Annotated in this window: 26 protein-coding genes and 1 pseudogene; 9 read left to right on the top strand and 18 right to left on the bottom strand. The window is 65.6% G+C overall.

Annotation, left to right across the window (positions count from 1 at the left end):
* Window positions 1-21: 21 nt before the first annotated feature.
* The 3 genes and pseudogenes from RIN79_RS13145 to RIN79_RS13135 all read right to left on the bottom strand — a co-directional run.
* Window positions 22-618 (bottom strand): annotated as a pseudogene (locus RIN79_RS13145) (alpha/beta hydrolase); the annotation flags it as partial.
* A 3-nt stretch (window positions 619-621) separates the two neighbouring features.
* Window positions 622-1554: a VOC family protein gene (locus tag RIN79_RS13140; RefSeq protein ID WP_309085116.1), complete on the bottom strand. Its 933-nt coding sequence runs from the start codon at window positions 1552-1554 to the stop codon at window positions 622-624.
* A 234-nt stretch (window positions 1555-1788) separates the two neighbouring features.
* Window positions 1789-3084, bottom strand: coding sequence for a PRC-barrel domain-containing protein (locus tag RIN79_RS13135; protein WP_309085115.1), 1296 nt, complete (start codon window positions 3082-3084; stop codon window positions 1789-1791).
* Window positions 3085-3419: 335 nt separating this feature from the next.
* Between RIN79_RS13135 and RIN79_RS13130 the strand changes: the two genes are divergently transcribed.
* Entirely contained in the window at window positions 3420-4319 is a 900-nt protein-coding gene (locus RIN79_RS13130; protein WP_309085114.1) for a diacylglycerol kinase family lipid kinase, read from the top strand.
* 46 nt (window positions 4320-4365) lie between these two features.
* On the opposite strand, the gene RIN79_RS13125 is transcribed toward RIN79_RS13130, so the two are convergent.
* From RIN79_RS13125 to RIN79_RS13115, 3 genes are read right to left on the bottom strand one after another with little or no spacing between them, the layout of a single operon-like run.
* A complete protein-coding gene (locus RIN79_RS13125; RefSeq protein ID WP_309085113.1) occupies window positions 4366-4566 on the bottom strand; it encodes a hypothetical protein in 201 nt (66 codons plus the stop codon).
* 28 nt (window positions 4567-4594) lie between these two features.
* The gene (locus RIN79_RS13120; RefSeq protein WP_309085112.1) at window positions 4595-5032 is read right to left on the bottom strand and encodes a hypothetical protein; all 438 of its coding nucleotides are present in this window, start codon (window positions 5030-5032) and stop codon (window positions 4595-4597) included.
* A 13-nt stretch (window positions 5033-5045) separates the two neighbouring features.
* A complete protein-coding gene (locus RIN79_RS13115) occupies window positions 5046-5369 on the bottom strand; it encodes a hypothetical protein (RefSeq protein WP_309085111.1) in 324 nt (107 codons plus the stop codon).
* 133 nt (window positions 5370-5502) lie between these two features.
* Here RIN79_RS13115 and RIN79_RS13110 point away from each other — a divergent pair, with 133 nt between their 5' ends.
* Entirely contained in the window at window positions 5503-6630 is a 1128-nt protein-coding gene (locus RIN79_RS13110) for an AI-2E family transporter (RefSeq protein ID WP_309085110.1), read from the top strand.
* Window positions 6631-6636: 6 nt separating this feature from the next.
* Here the strand turns inward: RIN79_RS13110 and RIN79_RS13105 are convergent, their stop codons facing one another.
* Window positions 6637-7392 (bottom strand): Crp/Fnr family transcriptional regulator, encoded by a 756-nt coding sequence (locus tag RIN79_RS13105; protein WP_309085109.1) that lies wholly within the window; start codon window positions 7390-7392, stop codon window positions 6637-6639.
* A gap of 127 nt (window positions 7393-7519) precedes the next feature.
* On the opposite strand from RIN79_RS13105, the gene RIN79_RS13100 reads away from it, so the two are divergent.
* Complete coding sequence (locus RIN79_RS13100; protein ID WP_309085108.1) at window positions 7520-7936, top strand: response regulator; 417 nt, start codon at window positions 7520-7522, stop codon at window positions 7934-7936.
* Here the strand turns inward: RIN79_RS13100 and RIN79_RS13095 are convergent.
* On the bottom strand, window positions 7919-8470 hold the full coding sequence (locus tag RIN79_RS13095; protein WP_309085107.1) for a sigma-70 family RNA polymerase sigma factor: 552 nt from the start codon (window positions 8468-8470) through the stop codon (window positions 7919-7921). The two genes, RIN79_RS13100 and RIN79_RS13095, sit on opposite strands and share 18 nt — an antisense overlap.
* A 2-nt stretch (window positions 8471-8472) precedes the next feature.
* Complete coding sequence (locus tag RIN79_RS13090) at window positions 8473-8676, bottom strand: NepR family anti-sigma factor (RefSeq protein ID WP_309085129.1); 204 nt, start codon at window positions 8674-8676, stop codon at window positions 8473-8475.
* A 201-nt stretch (window positions 8677-8877) separates the two neighbouring features.
* Here RIN79_RS13090 and RIN79_RS13085 point away from each other — a divergent pair, with 201 nt between their 5' ends.
* The 4 genes from RIN79_RS13085 (at window position 8878) to RIN79_RS13070 (ending at window position 10609) form a co-directional block, all read left to right on the top strand.
* Window positions 8878-9675: a response regulator gene (locus RIN79_RS13085; RefSeq protein WP_309085106.1), complete on the top strand. Its 798-nt coding sequence runs from the start codon at window positions 8878-8880 to the stop codon at window positions 9673-9675.
* Between the two features lie 138 nt (window positions 9676-9813).
* Entirely contained in the window at window positions 9814-9981 is a 168-nt protein-coding gene (locus RIN79_RS13080) for a DUF1328 domain-containing protein (RefSeq protein ID WP_309085105.1), read from the top strand.
* Between the two features lie 79 nt (window positions 9982-10060).
* Window positions 10061-10231 carry a hypothetical protein gene (locus tag RIN79_RS13075; protein WP_309085104.1) on the top strand — a complete coding sequence of 57 codons (171 nt, stop codon included), beginning with the start codon at window positions 10061-10063 and terminating at the stop codon, window positions 10229-10231.
* A 69-nt stretch (window positions 10232-10300) separates the two neighbouring features.
* A complete protein-coding gene (locus tag RIN79_RS13070; RefSeq protein WP_309085103.1) occupies window positions 10301-10609 on the top strand; it encodes a hypothetical protein in 309 nt (102 codons plus the stop codon).
* A 13-nt stretch (window positions 10610-10622) separates the two neighbouring features.
* On the opposite strand, the gene RIN79_RS13065 is transcribed toward RIN79_RS13070, so the two are convergent.
* The 3 genes from RIN79_RS13065 to xylF form a co-directional block, all read right to left on the bottom strand.
* A complete protein-coding gene (locus RIN79_RS13065) occupies window positions 10623-11411 on the bottom strand; it encodes an ATP-binding cassette domain-containing protein (RefSeq protein WP_309085102.1) in 789 nt (262 codons plus the stop codon).
* A gap of 9 nt (window positions 11412-11420) precedes the next feature.
* Window positions 11421-12734 carry a sugar ABC transporter permease gene (locus RIN79_RS13060; RefSeq protein ID WP_309085101.1) on the bottom strand — a complete coding sequence of 438 codons (1314 nt, stop codon included), beginning with the start codon at window positions 12732-12734 and terminating at the stop codon, window positions 11421-11423.
* Window positions 12735-12828: 94 nt separating this feature from the next.
* Window positions 12829-13872, bottom strand: a complete 1044-nt coding sequence (gene xylF / locus RIN79_RS13055) for a D-xylose ABC transporter substrate-binding protein (RefSeq protein ID WP_309085100.1) — start codon at window positions 13870-13872, stop codon at window positions 12829-12831.
* 228 nt (window positions 13873-14100) lie between these two features.
* On the opposite strand from xylF, the gene RIN79_RS13050 reads away from it, so the two are divergent.
* Both RIN79_RS13050 and RIN79_RS13045 read left to right on the top strand, forming a co-directional pair.
* On the top strand, window positions 14101-15345 hold the full coding sequence (locus RIN79_RS13050; RefSeq protein ID WP_309085099.1) for an ROK family transcriptional regulator: 1245 nt from the start codon (window positions 14101-14103) through the stop codon (window positions 15343-15345).
* Window positions 15346-15465: 120 nt separating this feature from the next.
* A complete protein-coding gene (locus tag RIN79_RS13045; protein WP_309085098.1) occupies window positions 15466-15948 on the top strand; it encodes a VOC family protein in 483 nt (160 codons plus the stop codon).
* A gap of 52 nt (window positions 15949-16000) precedes the next feature.
* On the opposite strand, the gene phoB is transcribed toward RIN79_RS13045, so the two are convergent.
* The 6 genes from phoB to RIN79_RS13015 all read right to left on the bottom strand — a co-directional run bounded on the left by phoB (window position 16001) and on the right by RIN79_RS13015 (window position 22364).
* Window positions 16001-16690 carry a phosphate regulon transcriptional regulator PhoB gene (gene phoB, locus RIN79_RS13040; RefSeq protein ID WP_375165929.1) on the bottom strand — a complete coding sequence of 230 codons (690 nt, stop codon included), beginning with the start codon at window positions 16688-16690 and terminating at the stop codon, window positions 16001-16003.
* A gap of 13 nt (window positions 16691-16703) precedes the next feature.
* Window positions 16704-17399: a phosphate signaling complex protein PhoU gene (gene phoU, locus RIN79_RS13035; RefSeq protein ID WP_309085097.1), complete on the bottom strand. Its 696-nt coding sequence runs from the start codon at window positions 17397-17399 to the stop codon at window positions 16704-16706.
* A 31-nt stretch (window positions 17400-17430) separates the two neighbouring features.
* A complete protein-coding gene (gene pstB / locus RIN79_RS13030; protein WP_375165931.1) occupies window positions 17431-18240 on the bottom strand; it encodes a phosphate ABC transporter ATP-binding protein PstB in 810 nt (269 codons plus the stop codon).
* Window positions 18241-18260: 20 nt separating this feature from the next.
* The gene (gene pstA, locus RIN79_RS13025; protein ID WP_309085127.1) at window positions 18261-19874 is read right to left on the bottom strand and encodes a phosphate ABC transporter permease PstA; all 1614 of its coding nucleotides are present in this window, start codon (window positions 19872-19874) and stop codon (window positions 18261-18263) included.
* Window positions 19867-21255, bottom strand: a complete 1389-nt coding sequence (gene pstC, locus RIN79_RS13020; protein WP_309085095.1) for a phosphate ABC transporter permease subunit PstC — start codon at window positions 21253-21255, stop codon at window positions 19867-19869. Before pstC ends, pstA begins: the two co-directional genes overlap by 8 nt.
* A gap of 104 nt (window positions 21256-21359) precedes the next feature.
* On the bottom strand, window positions 21360-22364 hold the full coding sequence (locus RIN79_RS13015) for a PstS family phosphate ABC transporter substrate-binding protein (protein WP_309085094.1): 1005 nt from the start codon (window positions 22362-22364) through the stop codon (window positions 21360-21362).
* Between the last annotated feature and the right edge of the window lie 211 nt (window positions 22365-22575).

Below are 22575 nucleotides of genomic sequence, written 5' to 3'. Positions count from 1 at the left end.
ATCGGCCGTGCCGCCGTAGCGGGCGAAAAATGTCCTGGCGGCCTCGATCTCGCCCGGGCGAAGCTCGTGACCGCCTTCATGCCAAGCAATCTCCGTCTGCGCACCCGCTCCTTCAAGCTGGGCGGCGAGGCGGCTCGTCATGGTCGCGGGGCAGATCGGGTCGCGCCGGCCCGCAGTGATGAGAAGCCGCGTCCGCGGCGGGCCAGAAAGGCGCGGCGCGAACGGTATCAGCGGGTGCATCAGCACCGCGGCATCGAGCAGGGACGGATCGGCGAAGATGACGGAAGCGAGGATGTTCGCCCCGTTGGAATAGCCAAGTCCGAGAACCGCGCTTGGCTTCTGCGCCGCCGCATGGGCGCGGATGAAGCCTTGCATCTTCGCCGTCGCGCGGGCGAGGTCGTCCATGTCGTAGACGCCTTCGCCCGTGCGCCGGAAGAAGCGCGCCGCGCCCTGCTCGCTGACATCGCCGCGGGGAGCCACGATGCCGGCGCCGGGCAGGACCTCGTGCCCGACGGAGAGGAGCTGGCGCTCATCCCCGCCGGTACCGTGCAGGAGGAAGAGCAGCGGCCGGCCAGGACCGGCCGGCGCTGAATAGTGCGGATAGGCGTCCGTGCTCATCGCTCAGCTCCCGATCGCCGGCAGGTGACGTTCCAGATAGGGCCGCAGATGCTCATGCTGGCGCGGCAGCTTCAGCGCCTCGCCCAGATGCTGCAGATCCTCGTCCCGCGCAAAGCCCGGCTCGTCGGTGGCGATCTCGAAGAGGACGCCGCCCGGCGCGCGGAAATAGACGGAGAGGAAGTAGTCGCGGTCGATCACCGGCGTGATCTGGAACCCCTCCTGCACAAGCGCCTCGCGCACGCTGCGCTGCGCGGCCGCGTCTGCCACGGCAAAGGCGATGTGGTGCACCGAGCCCGCACCCTGCCTGGCCGGGGCCGCGGCCGAGTCGGCCTCGATCTCCACGATGTCGGCGCCGTTTCCGCCCGCGCGCTCAAGGCGCAGGCGCCTCCCCTCGCTGCCGGTCTTCCGAAAGCCCATCAGCGCCAGCAGTTCGCGCGCGCCGCCGCTGTCCCTGAGCAGCAGCGTCGCGGAACGGAAGCCGCGTATGGCATGCTCAGCCGGGACGGCGGCGCCAGTCCACGGTTCGCGCGCATCCCCGGACGCCTCGGCAAGGGCGAACCCGTCGCCGTCGACGCCGTCGAAATAGAGCCGGCTTTCGCCGAGGATCTCGGCCCGGCGGATGCCGGTGACGCCGTTGTCCGCAAGGTGCCTCTCCCAGAAGCCGAGGCTTCCCTCCGGCACCGAGAAGACGGTTGTGGAGACCTCGCCCGCCCCGCGCACGCCGCGGATTATGTTGGGGAAGGGGAAATAGGTCATCACCGTTCCCGGCTGGCCGCTGCCGTTGGCGTAGTAGAGGTGGTAGACGTCCGGCGCGTCGAAATTGACGGTCTTCTTGACCCGCCGCAGCCCGAGTACCTTGGTGTGGAAGGCGTCGGTCCTGGCGGCGTCGCGCGCCATGGAGGTGATGTGGTGGATGCCTTCGATCGCGTTGAGCATTGGTCGCCTCCTTTCGGGCGAGCACGGCAACAGCGCCGCTCTATCCCTGCACAGGTGGGGCTGCTCGCGGCGCGCGGGAAGGCATCGGCGCGGAAATGCACTGTCTCCTCTTTGAGGACAGTGTCCGTCCGCGTCAGATAGCCCGGCATGGGCCGGAAAGACCGGCATGGGCCGGAAAGAAAAGGCCCCGCCGAGGCGGGGCCTTTCCAGCATGCACTTGCAACGCCTACGCTATTACTGGGCCTGCAGGCGCATCTGATCGCGGTTCTGGGCGTAATTGGCCTCGTCATACTCGGGCTGGGCCTCGAGCTGCTCCTGCGAGAACTCGGTGAAGAGGTAAAGCTCGCCGTCCTCGTCAGCCATGAACGCAAGGTTGTCCATGCCGATCGCGACCTGCTTCTCACCCATGCCGAGGAAACCGCCCACATCGACGATGATGGCGTCCACCTGGCCGTCCTGCGTGAGGACCACATCGTTGATCTCGCCGATATTCTCCTCATTGGCGCCATAGACGGTGGTGCCGACGAGGTTCTCGGCCGTGATCTGGTCCTGCGGGGCTTCCTGCAGCGAGTTGCGGTCGATCGCGCCGGTCTGGGTCTGATCGGTCGCCGCTTCGCCACCCGTCTGGTTGGTCTGGGCAGCCTGCTGCTCGCCGCCGGCCTGGTTCTGCTGATCGCCGGCCTGGTTCTGCTGCGCCGCCGTCTGCTGTTGATTTTCCGCAGCGTTGTCGGTGTTCGCAGTGGCGTTGCCTGCCGCGGCGCCAGCTGCTGCACCCGCGGCCGCTCCGGCAGCGCCGCCTGCGGCCGTGCCGCCGGTCTGGTTGGCTGCCGTGTCGGTGGACGCGCCGCCAGCCTGGTTCTGGTTGTTGTCCGACATGGCGGTATCGGAGCCGGCGGTGCCGCCGCTCGCGTCATCGGTGGCCGGAGCCGTGGCGGTCGCGCCGCCGGCGGTGCCGCCATTGTCGCCCTCGGCACCTTCGCCTTCCTGCTGGGTCGGAGCGGAGGCGAGGTCCTCCTGCGTGGCGGGCTGGGTCTCGGAGACCTGCGCATCGGCAGGCTGAGGCTCATAGGCGTCCCGCTGGAACTCTTCCTGCGCCCTCAGCGCCTCCTCGGTGGTCTCGACGACGAGCCAGCGCTCGCCATCCTGCTGCTCGGACCACTCGACGAGATCATATTCAAGCGCGACTTCCTTCTGGCCGATGCCGAGGAAGCCGCCCACACCGACGACGATCGCCTGGACGCTACCGTCCGGGTTGATCACGAGATCGGTCACGTCGCCGATATTCTCAGCATCCTCGCCGGTCCCGTTATACACAGCCTCGCCGATCAGGTTCGAGGCGAGGTGGCCTTCGGCAGGAATGGTCATCTGCTCGGTCTGGCCGCCCGCCGCGCCGCCGGCGGCGCCGTCCGTGCCGGCAGCCGGAGCGCCGGCGGCCGGAGCCGTGGTCGCAGGAGCAGTTGTATCTTGGGCAAATGCGCCACTCGCGAGCAATGTGGCAATCGCGGTGGTCGCCAAAAGATTGCGGATCATGTTAAAGCTCTCCATGTGCAGTTATCTGTACATGGCCGCGCATCCGAACCGAGCCTGCAAGTGAGGATCGGGTGTGCGGCCACCACAAATTCACAACGCAGAGGTGCCCGATCGGTTCCGTCCCTCGGGCCGCGCGCATATGGATTTGGGCCCGGGCGAGCGCGGATTCGAAGTCGCTCCGGCGCAAGCGTATCGGCGTCTTCACGAACTTGCGGGACCACGGCGCGCCGGGCGGCGGAGGCGGCCCGAACGGCGCGCTTTACCGAGCGAGGGAACGGAAACGGCCGCCGCTCATTCTTGCTGCCACGAACTCCACTCGCGCCAGGACCTCACACATGCGATTTCGTGCCGTGTTGAACCGCGACGGCGGCACGCTCAGCACCATGGATCTTGACGCCCTGTCGACGCAAATAAGCGATGCGCTGACCGCGGCAGGGCACAGCGTCGAGGTGCTTGTGGTGGACGGGAGCGGGATCGTTGCAGCCCTGCGCGAGACCTGCAGCCATCCGGAAGCCGACGTGGTGCTGGTCGGCGGCGGCGACGGCACGGTCTCACTGGCTGCCGAACTGCTTGCCGGCAGCAGCAAGGTGCTGGCCATTCTGCCCGCCGGAACGATGAACCTCTTCGCGCGCAGCCTCAACATACCGCTGGACCCCCCGGCGGCAGTCGCCGCGCTTGCCGTCGGGCGCGTGCGCCGCGTCGACATGGGCTGCGTCAACGACAAGCCCTTCGTGCACCAGTTTTCGATCGGCATGCACCCGCAGCTCATACGCCTGCGCTCGCGCATTCCCTTTCACGGACGGCTGGGCAAGCTGCTGGCGTCAGTGCGGGCTGCGATCTCCACGCTCAGGAATCCTCACAACCTCAAGGTTGCTATCACCATCGGAGAAAAAGAGCTGGTCACGGTCACCTCCGGCATCGGCATCACCAACAACCTTTTTGGCGAAGGTCACCTGCCCTATGCCGACAGGCCGGACGGAGGAACTCTCGGCGTCTACATCACGCGGGCGGAAAGCCGGCTCGACCTCCTTTTCTTCTTCCTCAACATGGCGCTCGGCCGCTGGCGCAGGAACGAGCAGGTGGAGATCTATCAGGCCAAGGAAGTGCGGCTGAAAATCTTTTCGGCCGAGCGGCATTTCAGAAGCGCGATGGACGGCGAACTCTACCCGCTGGAGCGTGACATCCATGTCCGCCTGTGGCCGAAGTCGCTGCAGGTGCTCGTTCCCGCCGAATGAAAAATGCCGGGGCGCGAGAGCCCCGGCATCCGCGAAAGCGGGCGGACTAGTCCGTGGCCTGGTCGACCGGAACCTGGTCGCTGGATTGCGGCGTCTCGACGGGCTGCTGCTCGTCGATTGCCGACCCATAGATCTCCGCGGCCGCCCAGACGAGGCCGGCCAGCACCAAGCCGCCGATCAGGACCAGGAGCACGGGCAGACCTTCACGCCCCTGGCGCGCCTTCTTCGGTGGCACTTTCTGTTCCATCGTCTCTGTGTCCTTTCTTCGCAGGCTCCTAGTCGTCGCGCTGCCCCATGCGCCGCATATACTCGTTATAAGCGGCGTAGCCGGCGAGGCCGGCCAGCAGGACAAGCGCCGTGGTCCAGCTCCCTCTCCTGCCGACGAGGGTCGGCAGCATGGCAAGGGCGGAGGCGCCCACCATCATGCTCTCTGCCCGCTTGCCCATGGCGGCGCGCCGGCGAGCGCGGGCGGTCACCCGATAGGCGATGAAGATGAGGCCGCTGACGATGAGCAAGCCGACGCCGAACCAGAGCGCCGTGGCCGTTGCACCCCAGTGGGCCGCCGCCCACAGGTAAAGCGCGACCAGCAGGAAGACGAGCGCCAGCAGCGCGACGAGGCCCGCTGCCGCATAGAACATGACGGCCGTCTTGAGGCGCCGCTTGACGGCCGCCGCCTCGCCGGTCGCGAGCAGCGCTAGGAGTCTGGCGAACATCCCTTCACCGCACCTAGCGGCGCATCATCAGGGCGAAGAGGAAGCCGGCCCCCGCGGCCAGCGCAAGCGCCGTGATCGGCTTTTCGCGCACCGCCTCGATAACGTCGTCCTGGAACTCCTCGGCGGTGCCGCGCAACTGGTCGGCCTGCTCCAAGGCCGCCCTGCGGGCCTGCGACACGGAGCGGTTGCCGAGCTGCATGAGATGCTCGCTCAGCCGGGCAATATCGCTCCTCAGCTGCTGAATGTCCGAATCTAGATTGCGGCCTTCCGCCGAGGTGCCCTCATTGCCGGTACCCTGGGCTTCGTCCTTAGGTCCGCGCGCGCCAGTCGTCGCCATGGTCCACTCCTTAATAGCTGAAATACCACGCCGGAACGCGCAAGCGGCGGCTAGGTTCCCGGCAGGGGTTGCAAGCTTCCGGAACCATCCTCCCCTCCTGCCGTTGAGGCAGTTCCGATTCCTGGAGTTGTCCATGAACAAAGCGGCTAGGAGGACAAGGCTTCCTGCTGAAAGCCTGCCGCCGAAATCAGGGTACGACACGGCCCTGACCAGGGGCGCGCAGGTCGCGGTCATCAGCCTTGGCGTCGTAGCTTTCTTTGCCGCGCTTTATGTCGGCCGGTTCCTGCTCGCCCCCGTCTCGCTCGCCATCGTCGTCGGCCTGATGCTCTCCCCACTCGCGCAGCGGCTGGAAAACCGGGGCATTGCGCCGGCGGTCTCCGCGATAGTGGCCGTGCTGGTCTTCATCCTGCTGGTCGGCGTCCTCTCTGCGGCGGTAGCCGCTCCGCTGACCTCGTGGGCCGGACGCGTGCCGCAGATCTGGAACGAACTCCAATTCCAGCTGTCGAGCCTGTCCGAGCCGCTCGACACGATCAAAGGCATCCGCGAGCAGATCCGGGAGGCCACGGGCGGCGACGCGAACGTCACCGTGTCCGTGGACGAGGGCTCTCCCGTGGAGAGCGTCGCGGTGCTGGCACCCGCTCTGTTGGCGCAGGTTCTCGTCTTCTTCGCCAGCCTCTATTTCTTCATCGCCACGCGCAACGACACGCGGATGATGGTGCTGCGGCTCTGCTCGGGACGGCGCCTGCGCTGGCGCGTCGCGCATATCTTCCGCGACGTGGAGGAACTGGTCTCGCACTATCTCCTGGCGATCACCATCATCAATATAGGACTCGGCATCGCCGTGGGCGTGGCGCTCTGGCTGGCCGGGGTTCCTTCGGCCCCGCTTTGGGGCGCCCTGGCGGGGCTTCTCAACTTCGTGGTCTATATCGGCCCCGCGGTTATGGCGGTGGTCCTGCTCGGCATCGGCCTTGCCAGTTTTGACACATTCTGGGGCAGCTTGATGCCCATGCTGCTCTATCTCGTCATCAACGGCATCGAGGCGCAGTTCGTCACACCTATGGTGATCGGCCGGCGCATGACCCTCAACCCGTTCCTGGTCTTCCTCGCCGTCACCTTCTGGCTGTGGATCTGGGGGCCGATCGGCGGCTTCGTGGCCATACCAGCCCTGCTGGTCCTTTTCGCCATCGCCCGCAACATCCTCCCGGGTTTCGAATGGGCCCTCTCCGACGAACGCCGGCGGCAGTATTCGCGGCTTCCCTGACCCGGTCTAGAGGAATGGCCGGGGCCGCGGTATCGGATCTTCCCATCTGGCAATCAGAGCGAGGCGTTCGGCATCGAGGATGCGGCAGCCGCCGTCGGTCCAGCTGATCAGCTTCCGCTCGACCAGCTTGCGGATCGTCCGGTTCGTGTGGACGACGGAAAGGCCGAGCGTGTCGGCCACATGCTGCTGCGTGATGGGTATGTCCACGCCGCTCCTGCCCAGGAGCCCTGTCTTGATGGAGCGGCTGAGCAGGAAAACCATGAGATAGGCCACCTTCTCCACCGCGGTGCGCCGGCCCACCGCGAGCAGGTTCTCATCGAGCATGCACTCCTCGCGCGAAGCGATCCAGGTCACGTCGAAGGAGAGTTGCGGAAATCCCTCGAACAACATGAAGAGCTTGGCCCGCTCGAAGATGCACAGCACCATGGGCGAGAGCGCCTCGACGGAATGCTGCATCTCGCCCATTACCGTGCCCTGCAGACCGACGAGATCGCCCGGCATGGCGTAGTTGACGATCTGCCGCCGGCCGTCGCTCAACGTCTTGTAGCGGAAGCCCCATCCGGAAAGCACCGTATAGAGATGCTGGTTGGCTGCACCTTCCTCCAGAATGGTGCCGCCCTTTGCCACATGCAGTTCGCCGCGCTTGGATCCCTTGATGAATTCAAGCTCCACCTCGGTGAAATCGCGGAACTCCTGGCGCACCCGCAGCGGGCAGCTCCCGCAGGGCACCTGCGTCGGCAGCCACTCGATGTTCGACCCCACCTCGACCCCCTGCAGCGCTTTTGTTTTTCTGGCCTGTGCACGCCCACACTAGGCCATGTCTTTTTTAAATGACAGCCATCCCGATCGGTGGGATTGGGATTCGCCATGGGGTTGGAAGGACGCGCTGTTGGACAGGTTGCTTGAGGGGCTGAAAATACTGCTGGTCGAAGAAGAAGTGCTGATCGCCATGGATGTCGAGCAGCTATGCTACGATCTTGGGGCCGCAGCGGTCGCGACGATCAGCTCTGACGCGTATCTCACATCCGAGGCGCTGGATACGAGGGAGGAGGTCCGGACGGCGCTCCTGGGCGCCGATGCCGCGATTCTCGATGCCAAGGTGGGGGGAGACTGGACGCTGGAGCTGGCGCGGCGCCTGAAGCAGCGCCGCGTTCCCTTCGTGTTCGCGACCGGATATCCGGGCACGGAGCCGTTGTTCGCCGAATTTCCCGACGTGCCCGTGATCGGCAAGCCCTATTCGGGCCTGGAGCTTCCCCAGGCAGTGGCGAGGATGGTCGCCCTTACCCGCTCAGGCGAGGGCGGCTGAATTTGTAACCTGCGCGGCGATCGGATCGGGGCCGAAATCGCCCTCCCCCGAAATCGACAGGATCTCCTGCAGGCGGCTGCGGGCGCGGCTGACGCGGCTCTTGATGGTGCCGACGGCGCAGCCGCAAATCTCGGCCGCTTCCTCGTAGGAGAAGCCGGAAGCGCCGATGAGGATGATGGCCTCGCGCTGGTCTTCCGGCAGGAGCTGCAACGCCCGGCGGAAGTCCGTGAGGTCGGACGTGCCATCCTGGCTGGGGTGGATGGAGAGCCTGGCGGTGATCGCCCCGTCGCTGTCCTCGACTTCCCTGCGGCGCTTGCGCATCTGGGAGTAGAACTCGTTGCGCAGGATGGTGAAGAGCCACGCCTTCAGATTGGTGCCGGGCTGGAAGCTGTCCTGCTTGTCCCAGGCCTTCACCAGTGTTTCCTGGACAAGATCGTCGGCGCGGTCGGAATTTTTTGCGAGCGAAACCGCAAATGCGCGCAGCGTCGGCACCGCGGCCAGGAGACCGTCGCGAAAACTCGGTGACGCAGACATGGTCAATCCTCTTTCGCCGCCGATCCAGGCTGTTCCTTCTGCTGAAGCTGGTTCAGCAGTTGGCTGAAGCGGTCCGGAATGTCGTCGGCAATCAACTCGTCGTAATATTGCCTGAGCTTGCGACCTATCTCGGAATTGGGGCCGAGCGGATCGGCAGCGGAACGCTTCGCGCCGTTCCGGCCTTTTTCCATCTTCTGATATGTCATGCCCTTCTCATTACCGGTGCCCTGCCCCACATCCTTGTACATTCTCGTCATTCGAATCGTCGCCCACAGATCACAAATTCGTCGGATAACGCCGCCATGCTAAAAAAGTTCCGCATGGATCGGGAACTTTTTCAGACCGGCCACGTTGAGCGGTATCCTATCCTTAATCCCGTTTCCATCTCTGAGGGAGATCACATAAGAATGAGCTTGTCTGCGAGAATTGCCCCCCACTTGCCGTATCTGCGCCGGTTCTCGCGGGCCGTTTCCGGCTCCCAGACCAGCGGCGATGCACTGGTGGCGGCAACCCTGGAAGCCCTGATCGCCGACACGTCCATCTTCCCCGACGCTTCGAGCGACCGCATCGCCCTGTTCAAGCTCTTCACCAAGCTTTTCGGCACCTTCGAGATACGCGTTCCCGAGGTGAGGCCGACTTCGGCCTGGGAGCAGCGGGCGGTTACCAACCTCTCCGCGCTCGCGCCGCAGCCGCGGCAGGCCTTCCTGCTCGTTGCCGTCGAAGGCTTCGACACCGCCGAGGCGGCGGAGATCATGGACGTCCCGGAGGACCGGCTGAGCGTGCTCCTGAGGGAAGCGAGCGACGAAATCTCGCGGCAGGTCGCCACCGACATCATGATCATCGAGGACGAGCCGCTGATCGCCATGGATATCGAGGAGCTGGTCGAGAGCCTCGGCCACCGCGTGGTGGGCACCGCCCGCACGCACCAGGAGGCGACGGCGCTGTTCGAGAAGACCCGGCCGAGCATGGTGCTGGCCGACATCCAGCTTGCCGACGGAAGCTCGGGCATCGATGCGGTGAACGAAATTCTGAGCACGACGCCCGTGCCCGTCATCTTCATCACCGCGTTCCCGGAGCGTCTCTTGACCGGCGAGCGGCCGGAGCCGGCCTTCCTGGTCACGAAGCCGTTCAACCCGGACATGGTGAAGGCGCTGATCAGCCAGGCTCTGTTCTTCGACCACCAGGCACGCGCGGCGGCCGCCTGACCGGCCCCGCAGCGAATGCAAGGATAAAGCCGCCTCCGGGCGGCTTTTTCATTGCGGAACCAACAGGCAAGCCCTCGCGTTGCCCCAGGCACGAGATGGGAGACATTGGCGTCTCCCCCAAACGATCGGAGACCTCGGATGCTGTACTGGGCTCTTGTTTTCCTGGTGGTCGCCATCATCGCTGGCGCCCTCGGATTTGGCGGCATTGCCGGCGCATCGGCCGGTATGGCCCAGATCCTCTTCTATATCTTCCTGGCCCTTCTGGTACTGTCCCTTCTGTTCGGCTTCTTCCGCCGCGCGCGGTGACCCTGCTTGTGCGATCTTTAGCCGTCCGGTTCAGTGATCCTTAGATTCTTCGAGGCATGATGATTTGCAGGTGGGGCCCATGAACATGTTGAATCACATCGAGGATGCCGCCCGGGTGGCGATGGTGAACACGGATCAGCACGATCCACTGCCGCCGGGCCCCAATTACGGCCCGTTCGGTTATTTCCGCCTCGCCCTGCTGATCCTTGCCGGGATGGTCGCGGTCCTCTTCCTGTTCAATATCATGTGAGGGCAGCCGGGGTCTCGGCCCCGGAACCCGCCTTTGATCTTGCCGTTTCCATGGCAGTGGAGAACAGCCATGGATGCCGCAGCTTTCCTGCTACTGATCGTCGGCTGCAGCGAGCATCTGGACCGCTGCATCGAGCTTCCTGCGCCCGCGCCAATCTACGCGGAGGCGAGCGAGTGCCAGGCCGAGCTCGAGCCGGAGATGCGCCGCCACGCGGCCCGCTTCCCGCAGGTGCTCGCCACGTGCCTCCCGGTTGACGCTTCACTCGAGGAGACGAATGCCGAGCTTGTCTGGCGCATAACACCGGAGGGCGACCTTGCCGCGTCGGTGGAGCCGGTTCCGGATGGCGGCGTTGCGGAGCAGCACGCCGGCCGTATCTAGGGCGGCGCGGCGGTCAGGCAGCGGCCACCTGAAGGGCTCCAGGCCCGGGCATCGCGCCGGGCGGGCATTTGCCGAGGATGATCATGCCGAGCACTTCATCCTCGGTGACCTCCGTCGTGCGGGCCGTGCCAACGACCTGCCCGTTCTTCATCACCACCACCCGGTCGGCCAGATCGAAGACGTCGTGGATGTCATGGCTGATGAGGAAGATGCCGATGCCGTCCGCCTTGAGCTGGCGCACGAGGTCCGCAACCTGCGCCGATTCCTGCGGCCCGAGCGCCGCCGTCGGCTCGTCCATGATGAGAATGCGTGCGTTGAAATATATCGCCCGGGCGATGGCGACGGACTGACGCTGCCCGCCGGACAGGCTGCTCACCGGCTCCTTGAAGCGCTGGAAGCGCGGATTGAGACGACCCATGACCTTGCGCGCCTCCGCCTCCATCGCGACATCGTCGAGGGTGCCCCAGGAAGTGAGCAGCTCGCGTCCGAGAAAAAGATTGGCCGCGGCGTCCACATTGTCGGCCAGCGCCAGCGTCTGGTAGATCGTCTCGATGCCGTATTTCTTGGCGTCGCGTGGATTGTTGATCTGCGCCTCCTCGCCATTGACGAGGATGGCGCCGGAATCGCGCTTGTAGGCGCCCGAGAGGATCTTGATCAGCGTCGACTTGCCGGCCCCGTTGTGTCCGACAAGCGCCACCACCTCGCCGGGGAAAAGGTCGATCGAGACATTCTCCACGGCGTGGATGCCGCCGAAGGCGATCGAGATGTTCCGCATCTCGACAAGCGGTGTTCTACCTTCCATGACGTCCTCCTATCGGGCTCGCCGGCGGTAGAGCGTGTCGAGCCAGACCGCGATAACCAGCACGATCCCGACAACGATGTTCTGCAGGGGTGTGTCGAGGCCGAGCAGGATCATTCCGCTGGCAAGGGACTGCATGAGCACCGCGCCGAGCATCGCGCCGGCGATGGTGCCCACGCCGCCGCCGAGCGAGGTGCCGCCGATGACGGCGGCGGCGATCACCAGGAGCTCATCGAGCGTGCCCATGGCGTTGGTCGCCGCGTTGAGACGCGCCGTCGAGATCGCCGCGGCGATGCCCGCCAGCAGGCCCATCAGCATGAAGATCTTCAAGAGGACCCAGCGCGTGTTGATGCCGGCGAGGACGGCCGCCTCCGGGTTGCCGCCGATTGCAAAGACATAGCGGCCGAACCGCGTGCGGTTGGCGAGGAAGGTCATTGCGATGCCCACGCCCACCGCGATCAGGACAGGGATGGCGATGCCGTGGGCGATGAAGAGCCCGCCTTCGGGGACGGCGATGTTGTTTGCCTCCGCGTAGCGCCGCACGATGGCCGCCGGCCAGGGATAGGAATTGGCGACCGCAACGGCGCCGAGGATGACGGCGCATCCGAGTGCCGCCAGGAACCCTTCGGCCCAGAGGGGTCGCAGCGGAAACTTGAACTTGCGCCGCTGCTTGCGGCCATAGGCAAGGAGTGCCACGAGCGCGGCGCAGGCGGCGAGCCCCACCACCCAGCTCCAGAACGAGCCGATCGCCCCGTCCGGCCCGCCGCCCATCAGGCGGAACCGCGCATCCATGGGGGCGACGGTCCGCCCGCTCGTCACCCACCAGGCGGCGCCGCGCCAGACGAGAAGTCCGCCGAGGGTGACGATGAAGGACGGCACCGCCATATAGGCGATGATATAGCCATGCAGCGCGCCGATCAGGGCGCCAAGGAGAAGGCCCGCCACCAGGGCCAGCAGCCAGGTTGCCGGGTGGCCGAAGCCCAGCAATTGCGGCAGGATCTCCGTCTGCGTCACGCCCATCATCATGCCGACGAAGCCCAGGACCGAGCCCACGGACAGGTCGATGTTGCGCGTGACGATCACGAGCACCATCCCCGTCGACATGACGGCGACGGAGGCTGACTGGACGGAGAGGTTCCAGAGGTTGCGCGGCGTGAGGAAGAGGCCGCCGGAGATGAGATGAAAGCCGATCCAGATGACGGCGAGCGCTCCGACCATGCCGAGCATGCGCGTGTCGAGCTCGGTTGCCTTGAGGAACCGGGCGGCGAGGCTGCCTTCCACGGCGGAAGCCCCTTGCGGCTGGGCGCCGGAGGTCACGTCGGTCATCTTTACTCCTCCCCGTGCCGGACTGGACAGGCCCCCGGCTACGAAAACGCCGCGGTCGCGCGGGCCGCGGCGTCCTTTATCATTATAGGATGGCTCAGCCGCAGACGTCGACCTTGCCCGGCTGCACGCCCTGGCAGACCACGTCCTTGGTCACCCAGCCGGCATCGATCACCACGTTGAGATTGTCCTTCGTGATCGGCACAGGCTTCAGGAAGACCGAGTTCATCTCCACCTTGTTGGGGCCTTCGGCCCATTTCGTCGCCCCCTCGACGGCATCCATGGCGGTGCCTTCGGCGAGCTGGTTGGCGATGTCGGCGGCCGCCTTGCCGAGCTCGCGCGCGTCCTTCCATACCGAGACGGTCTGCGTGCCCTGTGCGATGCGGTTCAGCGCTGCGTGGTCCCCGTCCTGGCCCGATACCGGCACCGAGCCGGCAAGGCCCTGCGCCTCCAGCGCCGCGATGGCGCCGCCGGCCGTGCCGTCATTGGACGCAACGACCGCATCGATCTCATTGTTGTTGGCGGTCAGGAACTGCTCCATGTTGCGCTGCGCATTGGCGGGGAGCCAGCCGTCCGTGTAGGCCTCGCCGACATTCTTCACCTTGCCGGAGTCGATAGCCTCCTTCAGCACCTCCATCTGCCCTTCGAAGAGGAAGTCTGCATTCGGGTCGGCCGCATTGCCCTTGATGAAGACGTAATTGCCCTCGGGCTGCGCCTCGTGGACGGCCCGTGCCTGCAGGCGGCCGACTTCCTTGTTGTCGAAGGTCAGATAGAAGACGTCCGGGTTCTCGATCAGGCGGTCGTAACCGACCACGGGAATGCCTTCTGCCACTGCCTTCTCTACGGCCGGTCCGATGGCGGAAGCGTCCTGCGCCAGGATGATGAGCGCGTTGGCGCCTTGGGCGATCAGCGATTCCACATCGGTGAGCTGCTTGGCGGCAGAAGACTGGGCGTCGGCCGAGATATAGGTGTTGCCGTCGGCCTCGATCTGCGCCTTGATCGCCGCCTCGTCGGTCTTCCAACGCTCTTCCTGGAAGTTGGACCAGGAGACGCCGATGACCTTGCCTTCGGCAAGGGCGGCGGTGGAGAGCGACAATGAAAGCGTAAGGCCCGCCAGGATGGCGGTTGCGGTATTTTTCATGATTTCCTCCCGGCGCCGGACGGCGCGACGATGGTTCTGCCTCGACCCGTGCAGCGGCCGGACTGGCCGAGCCGCACCGGACCATTGCCGGCATTCTCCGGAAGCTCCTTCCGCCTCCGGCGGTGCCGCAAAGCCCATTTTTTCGAGCTTCGAAAAAAAGAATGACGCAGGTTTCCGTCAGTGTCAATATAGGTCTATAGGAGGGGGTGGGAGTTCTAGGGAGGGGAAGTGACCGCGGGAATCCGCCACGACGAGATGCGCAAGCGCAATCGCGCCCTGGTCATTGCGGCCGTGCGGCAGGCCGGCCAGCCTTCTCGCACCGAAATCGTGCGTCGGACCGGGCTCAGCCATTCCACCATTTCGGCCATCGCCGCCGACCTGATCGAGGAAGGCACGATGCGGGAAACGGGCCAGGGGGAACCCATGCCCGCCAAGCGCGGCCGGCCGCAGGTGGCCATCGGGCTCAATCCCGAAGCGGCGGCGGTCGTCTGCCTCTACCTCTCCTTCAACTGCCTTTCCATCGTTCTTGTCGACTATCGCGGTGAGGTCATCGAGCAGCGCAAGCACCGGCTGACGACCCTCGCCCTGAGCCGGCAAGAGCTTCTCGACGCGGTGGTCTCCGCCGTCGCCGATATCGCGCGTGGCCATGGCCGGGTCATGCACATTGCTTGCGCCATGCAGGGCATCGCCGATTCCGCCGAGCGCCTTCTCCTCTGGTCGCCCATCACGCCGCACAGCAACCTGCCGATCGGCCCGACGCTGGAAGCGGCCTTCCGCCTGCCCGTCACCGTGCAGAACGACTGCAACATGATGGCGGTGGCGCTGCGCTGGCTGAACCCCGACCGCTATGGGGACAATTTCATTGCCGTTCTTCTCTCACACGGCATCGGCATGGGGCTCGTGCTCAACGGAAAGATGTTCACCGGCACCCGGTCCTCGGCCGGGGAGTTCGGCCATATGGTGCACGAGCCGGGCGGCGCGCTCTGCCGCTGCGGGCGGAGGGGCTGCATCGAAGCCTATGCCGGCAACTACGCCATCTGGCGGAAGGCGCTCGGCAAGAGCGCCGAGGAGCCGCCGGTGGCCGATATCGAAGCCGCCGAGATGGAGGCGCTGGCCGAACTGGCGCGCCGCGAAGACGGGCCGGCGCGCCTGGCGTTCCGCGAGGCCGGGCGTGCGCTCGGCTATGGGCTGGGCAATCTCTTCGCGCTCATCGACCCGGCCCCCGTCGCCGTTGTCGGCCAGGGCGCGGCCGCCTTCGACATCCTGGAGCCGGAGATCCGCCGGGCGCTCGCCGAAACCGCCGGTGGGCAGCACGCAGAGGCGATCTCCTTCCAGACACTCCCGAAGGAAGTGCCGCTCATCCTGCACGGCGCGGCCATGACGGCGCTGACGAGTCTTGACCGCGAGACTTTTGCGCCGGGCCTATCGACCTCGGCGAACGGCAGGGCCGAGCGGCGCGCGCACGTGGCCTGAACCGCAGCGCGTTTTTTGCCCTGTGGGCTGTCGGATGGGCGGGTCCCCCTCCGTCCTTTGACTGGAGGCGCAAGGTAGGAACCGCCCTCCGGACATGACAAGACAGGCAGGAGCAGCCCAATGGAAACGATCACCCCGTGCTTGTGGTTCGACAGCGAAGGCGAAGAGGCGGCGCGGTTCTACGTGTCGATCTTCAAGAATTCCGAGATTGGCGCGATCAGCCGCTACGGCAAGGAGGGCCAAGAGATCCACGGCAAGCCGGAGGGCGCGGTCATGACCGTGGCTTTCACACTCAACGGCCAGCCCTTCACCGCGTTGAACGGCGGGCCCCATTTCAAGTTCAACGAGGCGATCTCGCTCCAGGTGCCTTGCGAGACGCAGGAAGAGGTGGACTATTACTGGTCCCGCCTCGTGGAGGGCGGCGAGGAGGGCCCCTGCGGCTGGCTGAAGGACCGGTTCGGCGTCTCCTGGCAGATCATTCCGACTGTGCTGCCGAAGATGCTGAATGATCCCGACCAGGCGAAGTCGCAGCGGGTCACCAAGGCCTTTCTGCAGATGAAGAAGTTCGACATCGCCGCGCTGGAGCGCGCCTACTCCGGCTGACGGAGCGGGCATTTGCGGCTGGGCAGCCCCAAATGCCCGAAGGCGCCGGCGCTCAGCTCTCCCGTATGGCGTAGCCCGCGCCGCGGATGGTGCGGATGATGTCGGGCATGCGGCCCTGGTTCACCGCCTTGCGCAGCCTGCCCACATGGACGTCCACGGTGCGCTCGTCGATATAGATCGTCTCGCCCCAGACATTGTCGAGGAGCTGGCTGCGCGAGAAGACGCGGCCGGGGTGCTGCATCATGAATTCGAGCAGGCGGAACTCGGTGGGACCGAGGCGGATCTCGTTCTTGCGCCGGTAGACGCGGTGCGACTCGCGGTCGAGGACGATATCGCCCACCTTCAGCACCGTAGACAGGACCTCGGGCTTGGCGCGCCGGAGCAGCGCCCGCACGCGGGCGATAAATTCTGGCGTCGAGAAGGGCTTCACGAGGTAATCATCCGCGCCCGTCGACAGGCCGCGCACGCGGTCGCTCTCCTCGCCGCGCGCCGTCAGCATGATGATGGGCAGGCGTTCCGTTTCCGGCCGCATCCTCAGCCGGCGGCACAGCTCGATGCCGGAAATGGCCGGCACCATCCAGTCGAGGACGAGGAGGTCAGGCACGTTCTCCTGCAGCCTTACCTCCGCCTCGTCGCCGCGCGTGATCACCTCGACCTGGTATCCTTCCGCTTCGAGATTGTAGCGCAGGAGAACGCATAGGGGCTCGTCGTCCTCGACCACCATGATTTTCGGTGCGATCATCCACGGCCTCCAGCTAGCTGCTGACCGTCATCTCGTCCTGCTTCGGCCGCTGCACGGGCAGCTGCAGGCCGGTCAGGACGTAGTAGGCGTTTTCCGCGATATTGGTCACGTGGTCGCCGATCCGCTCCAGGTTCTTGGCGCAGAAGAGGAGATGCGTGCAGGCGGTGATGTTGCGCGGGTCCTCCATCATATAGGTGAGGAGTTCGCGGAACACCGAGGTATACTGGATGTCGATCTTCTCGTCCTCGTCGCGCAGCTTCGTCAGGGCCTCGTCCTGCCGCGTCACATAGCGGTCCACCACCAGCCTGACCTGCTCGAGCACCATATTGGCCATGGTCTCGATGGGCTGGGTGAGGCCGCGCGGCGCGTTGCCGCCGACGGCGCCCACCCGCTTGGCGATGTTCTTGGCAAGGTCGCCGATGCGCTCGAGGTCCGCCGCCATACGGATGGCGCCCACCACGGCGCGCAGGTCCTGCGCCATCGGCTGGCGCTTGGCGATCAGCGTGATGGCGCGCTCGTCGAGCTCGCGCTGCTTGGCGTCCATGACGACATCGTCCGAGATGACGCGCTGCGCCAGCGCCGTGTTTGAGTAGAGCAGCGCCCGCGTCGCCGTCTGGGTCATCTCCGAGGCGATCTCCCCCATGTCGCGGATGAGCCGGTCGAGATTCTCCAGCTCCTGGTCGAAGGACGTGACGGTATGCTGGCCCATGGGTCCGTTCCTTATGAGAGCCCGCGCCGGATCAGCCGAACCGGCCGGTGATGTAGTCCTGGGTGCGCTTTTCTTCCGGATTGGTGAACATCTTCTCCGTCGGCCCTTCCTCGACCAGATAGCCGAGGTGGAACATGGCGGTGCGCTGGGAGACGCGCGCCGCCTGTTGCATGGAATGGGTGACGATGACGATCGTGTAGTTCTCGCGCAATTCGTCGATCAGCTCCTCCACCTTGGCGGTGGCGATGGGGTCGAGTGCCGAGCAGGGCTCGTCCATCAGGATCACCTCGGGCGAAACGGCGATGGCGCGGGCGATGCACAGCCGCTGCTGCTGTCCGCCGGAAAGGCCGGTCCCGGGCTCGTTCAAACGGTCCTTGACCTCGTTCCACAGGCCGGCCCGCTGCAGGCTCTTTTCGACGACGGCGTCGAGCTCGCCCTTCGAGGCGGCAAGCCCATGGATGCGCGGGCCGTAGGCGACGTTCTCGTAGATGGATTTCGGGAACGGGTTGGGCTTCTGGAAGACCATGCCGACCCGGGCGCGCAATTCCACCACATCGATCCTGGGATCGTAGATGTCCTCGCCGTCGAGCGTGATCTCGCCCGTCACGCGGGCGATGTCGATCGTGTCGTTCATGCGGTTGAGGCAGCGCAGGAAGGTCGACTTTCCGCAGCCCGACGGCCCGATGAGCGCCGTCACCTGGCGCTCGCGGATGTCGAGATCGACATCGTAGAGGGCCTGCTTCTCGCCATAGAAGACCGAGACCTTCCTGCCGCACATCTTCACGGTCGGCCCCTTGTTGTCCGATTTGATCGCTTCTTCCATGGCTGCCTGCGTCAACATGTTCATGGTCCTTGTACCCCTTACCAACGGCGTTCGAAGCGCTTGCGCAAGATCACTGCCGCGGCGTTCATGATTATAAGGAATGCGAGCAGAATGAGGATCGCGGCCGACGTCTTCTGCTGGAAGCCCGGCTCGGGGAAATCCGCCCACATGAAGATCTGCACCGGCAGGATGGTCGCCGGATCCGTGAAGCCGCCCGGGATGTCCACGATGAACGCCACCATGCCGATCATCAGCAGAGGCGCGGTCTCGCCCAGCGCATGTGCCATGCCGAGGATCGTACCGGTCATGATGCCGGGCATGGCAAGCGGCAGCACGTGGTGGAACACGGTCTGCACCTTGGAGGCGCCGACGCCGAGCGCTGCGTCGCGGATCGAGGGCGGAACCGCCCGCAGCGCCGCGCGCGAGGCGATGATGATGATGGGCAGCGTCATGAGCGACAGCACCATTCCGCCGACGAGCGGCGCCGAGCGCGGCAGGCCGAACCAGTTGAGGAACACGGCCAGGCCAAGCAGGCCGAACACGATCGACGGCACCGCGGCCAGGTTGTTGATGTTGACCTCGATCAGGTTCGTCCAGCGGTTCTTGGGCGCGAATTCCTCCAGATAGATGGCCGCCGCCACCCCGATCGGGAAGGACAGGGCGAGCGTCACGACCATGGTGAGGAAGGAGCCCACCACGGCGCTCCAGATGCCGGCGAGTTCGGGCTCGCGGCTGGCGCCGGTGAAGAAGAAGATGGTGTTGAACCGGCTCTCAATCGCGCCCTGCTGCTTCAGCGCGTCGAGCCAGACGATCTCCCGGTCGGAGATCTTTCGTGACGCTTCCGGGGTATCGATGATGCGCAGGGAGGCAGCGTCCGCGGCCGCCGTCTGTGCGCTTTGCAGCGGCTGGAGCACGACACCCCTACCGGCCGCTCCGCCATTCGGCGCTGGAGCAATCTCCGTGAGCTTCACGGTGCCGCCATTGAGGCCGATAAGGAAGGAGTCGGCGCCGCCGGTGAGGCGCAGCACGCCTCCCTCCGCCTCCGTGGCCCCATGCCCCCGGGCGAGCCGGACGAGGCGGTCGTCGTCGAAGGCAAGCTCGATGTCGCCTTCCGTACCCGAGGGGGTGACGGATGCTTCGAGCGGCGCGACGGAGCCGGTGTCGGCAAGCAGACCCTTCATGTAGAGGTCGGCGAAATCGTCGAGCGGCACGCCGAGTTCGACGGTGCCGCCTAGAGGCACATCCCCGCTTTCGACCTGCCGGCGCAGGTAGACGCCCGAGCCGGTCGAGATGAGTCCGCGCACGAGGCGCCGGTCCTGCCTGCTCTCCACGCCCGGAAATTTCGCAAGCAGCGCCTCCTGCACGATGTCGTCATAGTTGGCGGCGGCAGGATCAGCGGGATCGACCTTGGCCGGCGAGAGATCGAGCGGCAGGACAAGGTAGTTCGCGCGCAAGGCGGGCAAGGCCTCCATCACGATCGTCGAAAGCAGCAGCACCAGGAAGATGCCGGATACGGCAAGCGCGCCTGCGCCCATCCATTTGAAGCGGCGCTCGGCGGCGTAGCGGGCCCGAAGCCTAGCCTTGGCGGCTTCGTTCGTGTGCAGGCTTCTCGACGGCGCCGGTGTGCCGGTGGTGCTGGCGATGTCAGTCATATTGCTCACGATATTTCTGGACGACGCGAAGGGCGATGATGTTGAGGCTGAGCGTGATGCAGAAGAGGACCAGGCCGAGGGCGAAGGCGGCAAGCGTCTTGGCGCTGTCGAATTCCTGATCGCCGACCAGCAGCGTGACGATCTGCACCGTCACCGTGGTTACCGCCTCGAGCGGATTGGCGGTGAGGTTCGCCGCAAGGCCGGCCGCCATCACGACGATCATGGTCTCGCCGATGGCGCGGCTGACGGCCAGCAGCATGGCCGAGACGATGCCCGGCAGAGCGGCAGGCAGAACCACTCTGCGGATCGTTTCCGACTTGGTGGCGCCGAGGCCCGCCGAGCCGTCGCGCAGCGACTGGGGAACGGCGTTGATGACGTCGTCGGAAAGCGAGGAGACGAATGGAATGATCATGATGCCCATGACGACGCCGGCGGCGAGTGCCGATTCGGAGGCGACGCCGAGGCCCAGGCTGTCTCCAATGCCGCGGAAGAAAGGCGCGACGGTGAGCGCGGCGAAGAAGCCGTAGACGACCGTGGGGATGCCGGCGAGGATTTCCAGCACCGGCTTGCCGATCGCGCGCACCTTCGGCGAGGCATAATCGGAGAGAAAGATCGCCGACAGGAGCCCGAGCGGCGCGGCCACCAGCATGGCGATGAGCGTGATGAGGAGCGTCCCGGCAAACAGCGGCACCATGCCGAAGATGTCGGGATTGACGGCGCCGGCTTCCGCTCCCGCCCCGGTGAAGGCGCTCTGCGGGCTCCAGTGCAAGCCGAACAGGAACTTATGCACCGGCACCTGCTGGAAGAAGCGCAGCGATTCGAAGATCAGCGAGAAGACGATGCCGAACGTGGTGAGCACCGCAGCGGCGGAGCAGACGACCAACAAGGAACGGACGACGCGCTCCACCACCTGGCGGGCGCGAAAGTCCGGCGCGATCCGGCCATAGCCCCGGAGGAAGCCGGCGGCGGCAAGCACGGCCACCACCCCGATGATGGTCCAGACGCTGATCCGGTGTATCGAGCGGTAGACCTCCGCGGCGGCCTCCTTGGTCGCGTCTGTGAAGCCGACGAGGCCGCCAAAAGCGATGGCCCGCGCATCGCGCACGAAGGCCTCGACCTGTGGCACGCCCTGACCGGCAAGCTCGGCGGCGAAGCGATCCTGGATGATGGAGGATTCGATGCCGGGCGTGAGAATGCCCCACAGAAGGACGGCGATCAGCGCCGGCAGCGTGGTCATCAGCGCGAGATAAAAGCCATGCTGGCTGGGGAGGGAATGGAGCCGCGCAAGTTGGCCGTTCACGGCGGAGGCGGCGCGCATCCGGCCCACGAAATATGCGGCGACAAAGAGACCGGCGAGAACGAGGAGGAGATAGCCGACCATGTACCGAAGGCCCCTATGACGCTTGCGAACGGGACGGCGCCGGACGGCCCGGCAGCCGAGTGGTCCGGCCCGGGTACAAGGACCCGGGCCGGACCGCAAGAATATTAGGAACCCATTTCCTTAAGGGCCTTGGCATCTTCCGCCTGCTGGGCGCGCTCGTCGTCCGGCAGCGGGATCAGCCCCTTGTCGGCCAGATAGCCGTCGGGACCCCAAGCGTTCTCGGAGGTGTATTCGGCGATGAACTCCTCCATGCCGGGGATGACGCCCACATGCTCCTTCTTCGCATAGACGAAGAGCGAGCGGGAGACGCCATACTCACCCGAGGCGATGTTCTCGAAGGTGGGCTCGACGCCGTCCACCTTGTGGCCTTGCAGCTTGTCGGCATTCTGGTCGAGGAAGGAGAAGCCGAAAATGCCGAAGGCGTTCGGGTTGGCTTCGAGCTTCTGGACGATCAGATTGTCGTTCTCGCCGGCTTCCACATAGGCGCCGTCCTCGCGGATCTCGCTGCAGGCGTCCTCATTGGCGGTCTTGATCTCTTCCTGGCAGGCCTCGAGCATGACGAGCTCGACGAAAGCGTCGCGGGTACCGGAGGTGGGCGGCGGTCCGAGCACCTCTATCTTCGTGTTGGGCAGCGAGGCGTCGATGTCGGACCAGTTGACGTAGGGATTGGCAACGGTCTGGCCGTCTACGACCACATTCTTGGCGAGCGCCTTGAAAATGACCTCCTTGGTGAGGTCGACCGCCGCGCCCGCCTTGGAGTTGGCCAGCACGATGCCGTCAAAGCCGACCTTGATCTCGACCGGAGTCACGCCATTGGCCTTGCAGGTCTCAAGCTCGCTGTCCTTGATGGCGCGCGAGGCGTTGGTGAAGTCCGGCGTGTTCTCGCCGACGCCGGAGCAGAACAGCTTGATGCCGCCGCCGGTGCCGGTGGATTCGACGACCGGCGTCTTGAACTGGCCGGTCTGGCCGAGCCTTTCGGCGACGGCGGTGGTGAAGGGGAATACGGTCGACGAGCCGACGATCTGGATCTGATCGCGCGCGGCGGCGTAGCCGGCGGAAGCCGCGGTCACGAGCGCTGCGGCCGACGCCGTAAGGAGGAATTTCTTCATTGCCTGCTCCTGTCCGGATTTGTCCGACGCCGTCTCTCTGGTGGCGCCGAGAGAGCCCATAGACTTCCTGTGTAACAGTTCGATGACACTTTCGTGTCGGGCCGGTAAAGAACGCCGGCATGCGAAACGGCCGCGTAATACCTCCCGACGGGCACCACGCCTCGAAAGCGACCGGCGTTCTTCTCGGAGCTTGAGCCCGCCGCCGCGCATA

Origin of the sequence: Chelativorans sp. (genome assembly GCF_031180965.1) — a bacterium.
Classification (GTDB): domain Bacteria; phylum Pseudomonadota; class Alphaproteobacteria; order Rhizobiales; family Rhizobiaceae; genus Chelativorans.
The sequence above is the reverse complement of the archived record's forward strand: the minus strand, read 5'-3'. Positions and strand labels throughout refer to the sequence as shown.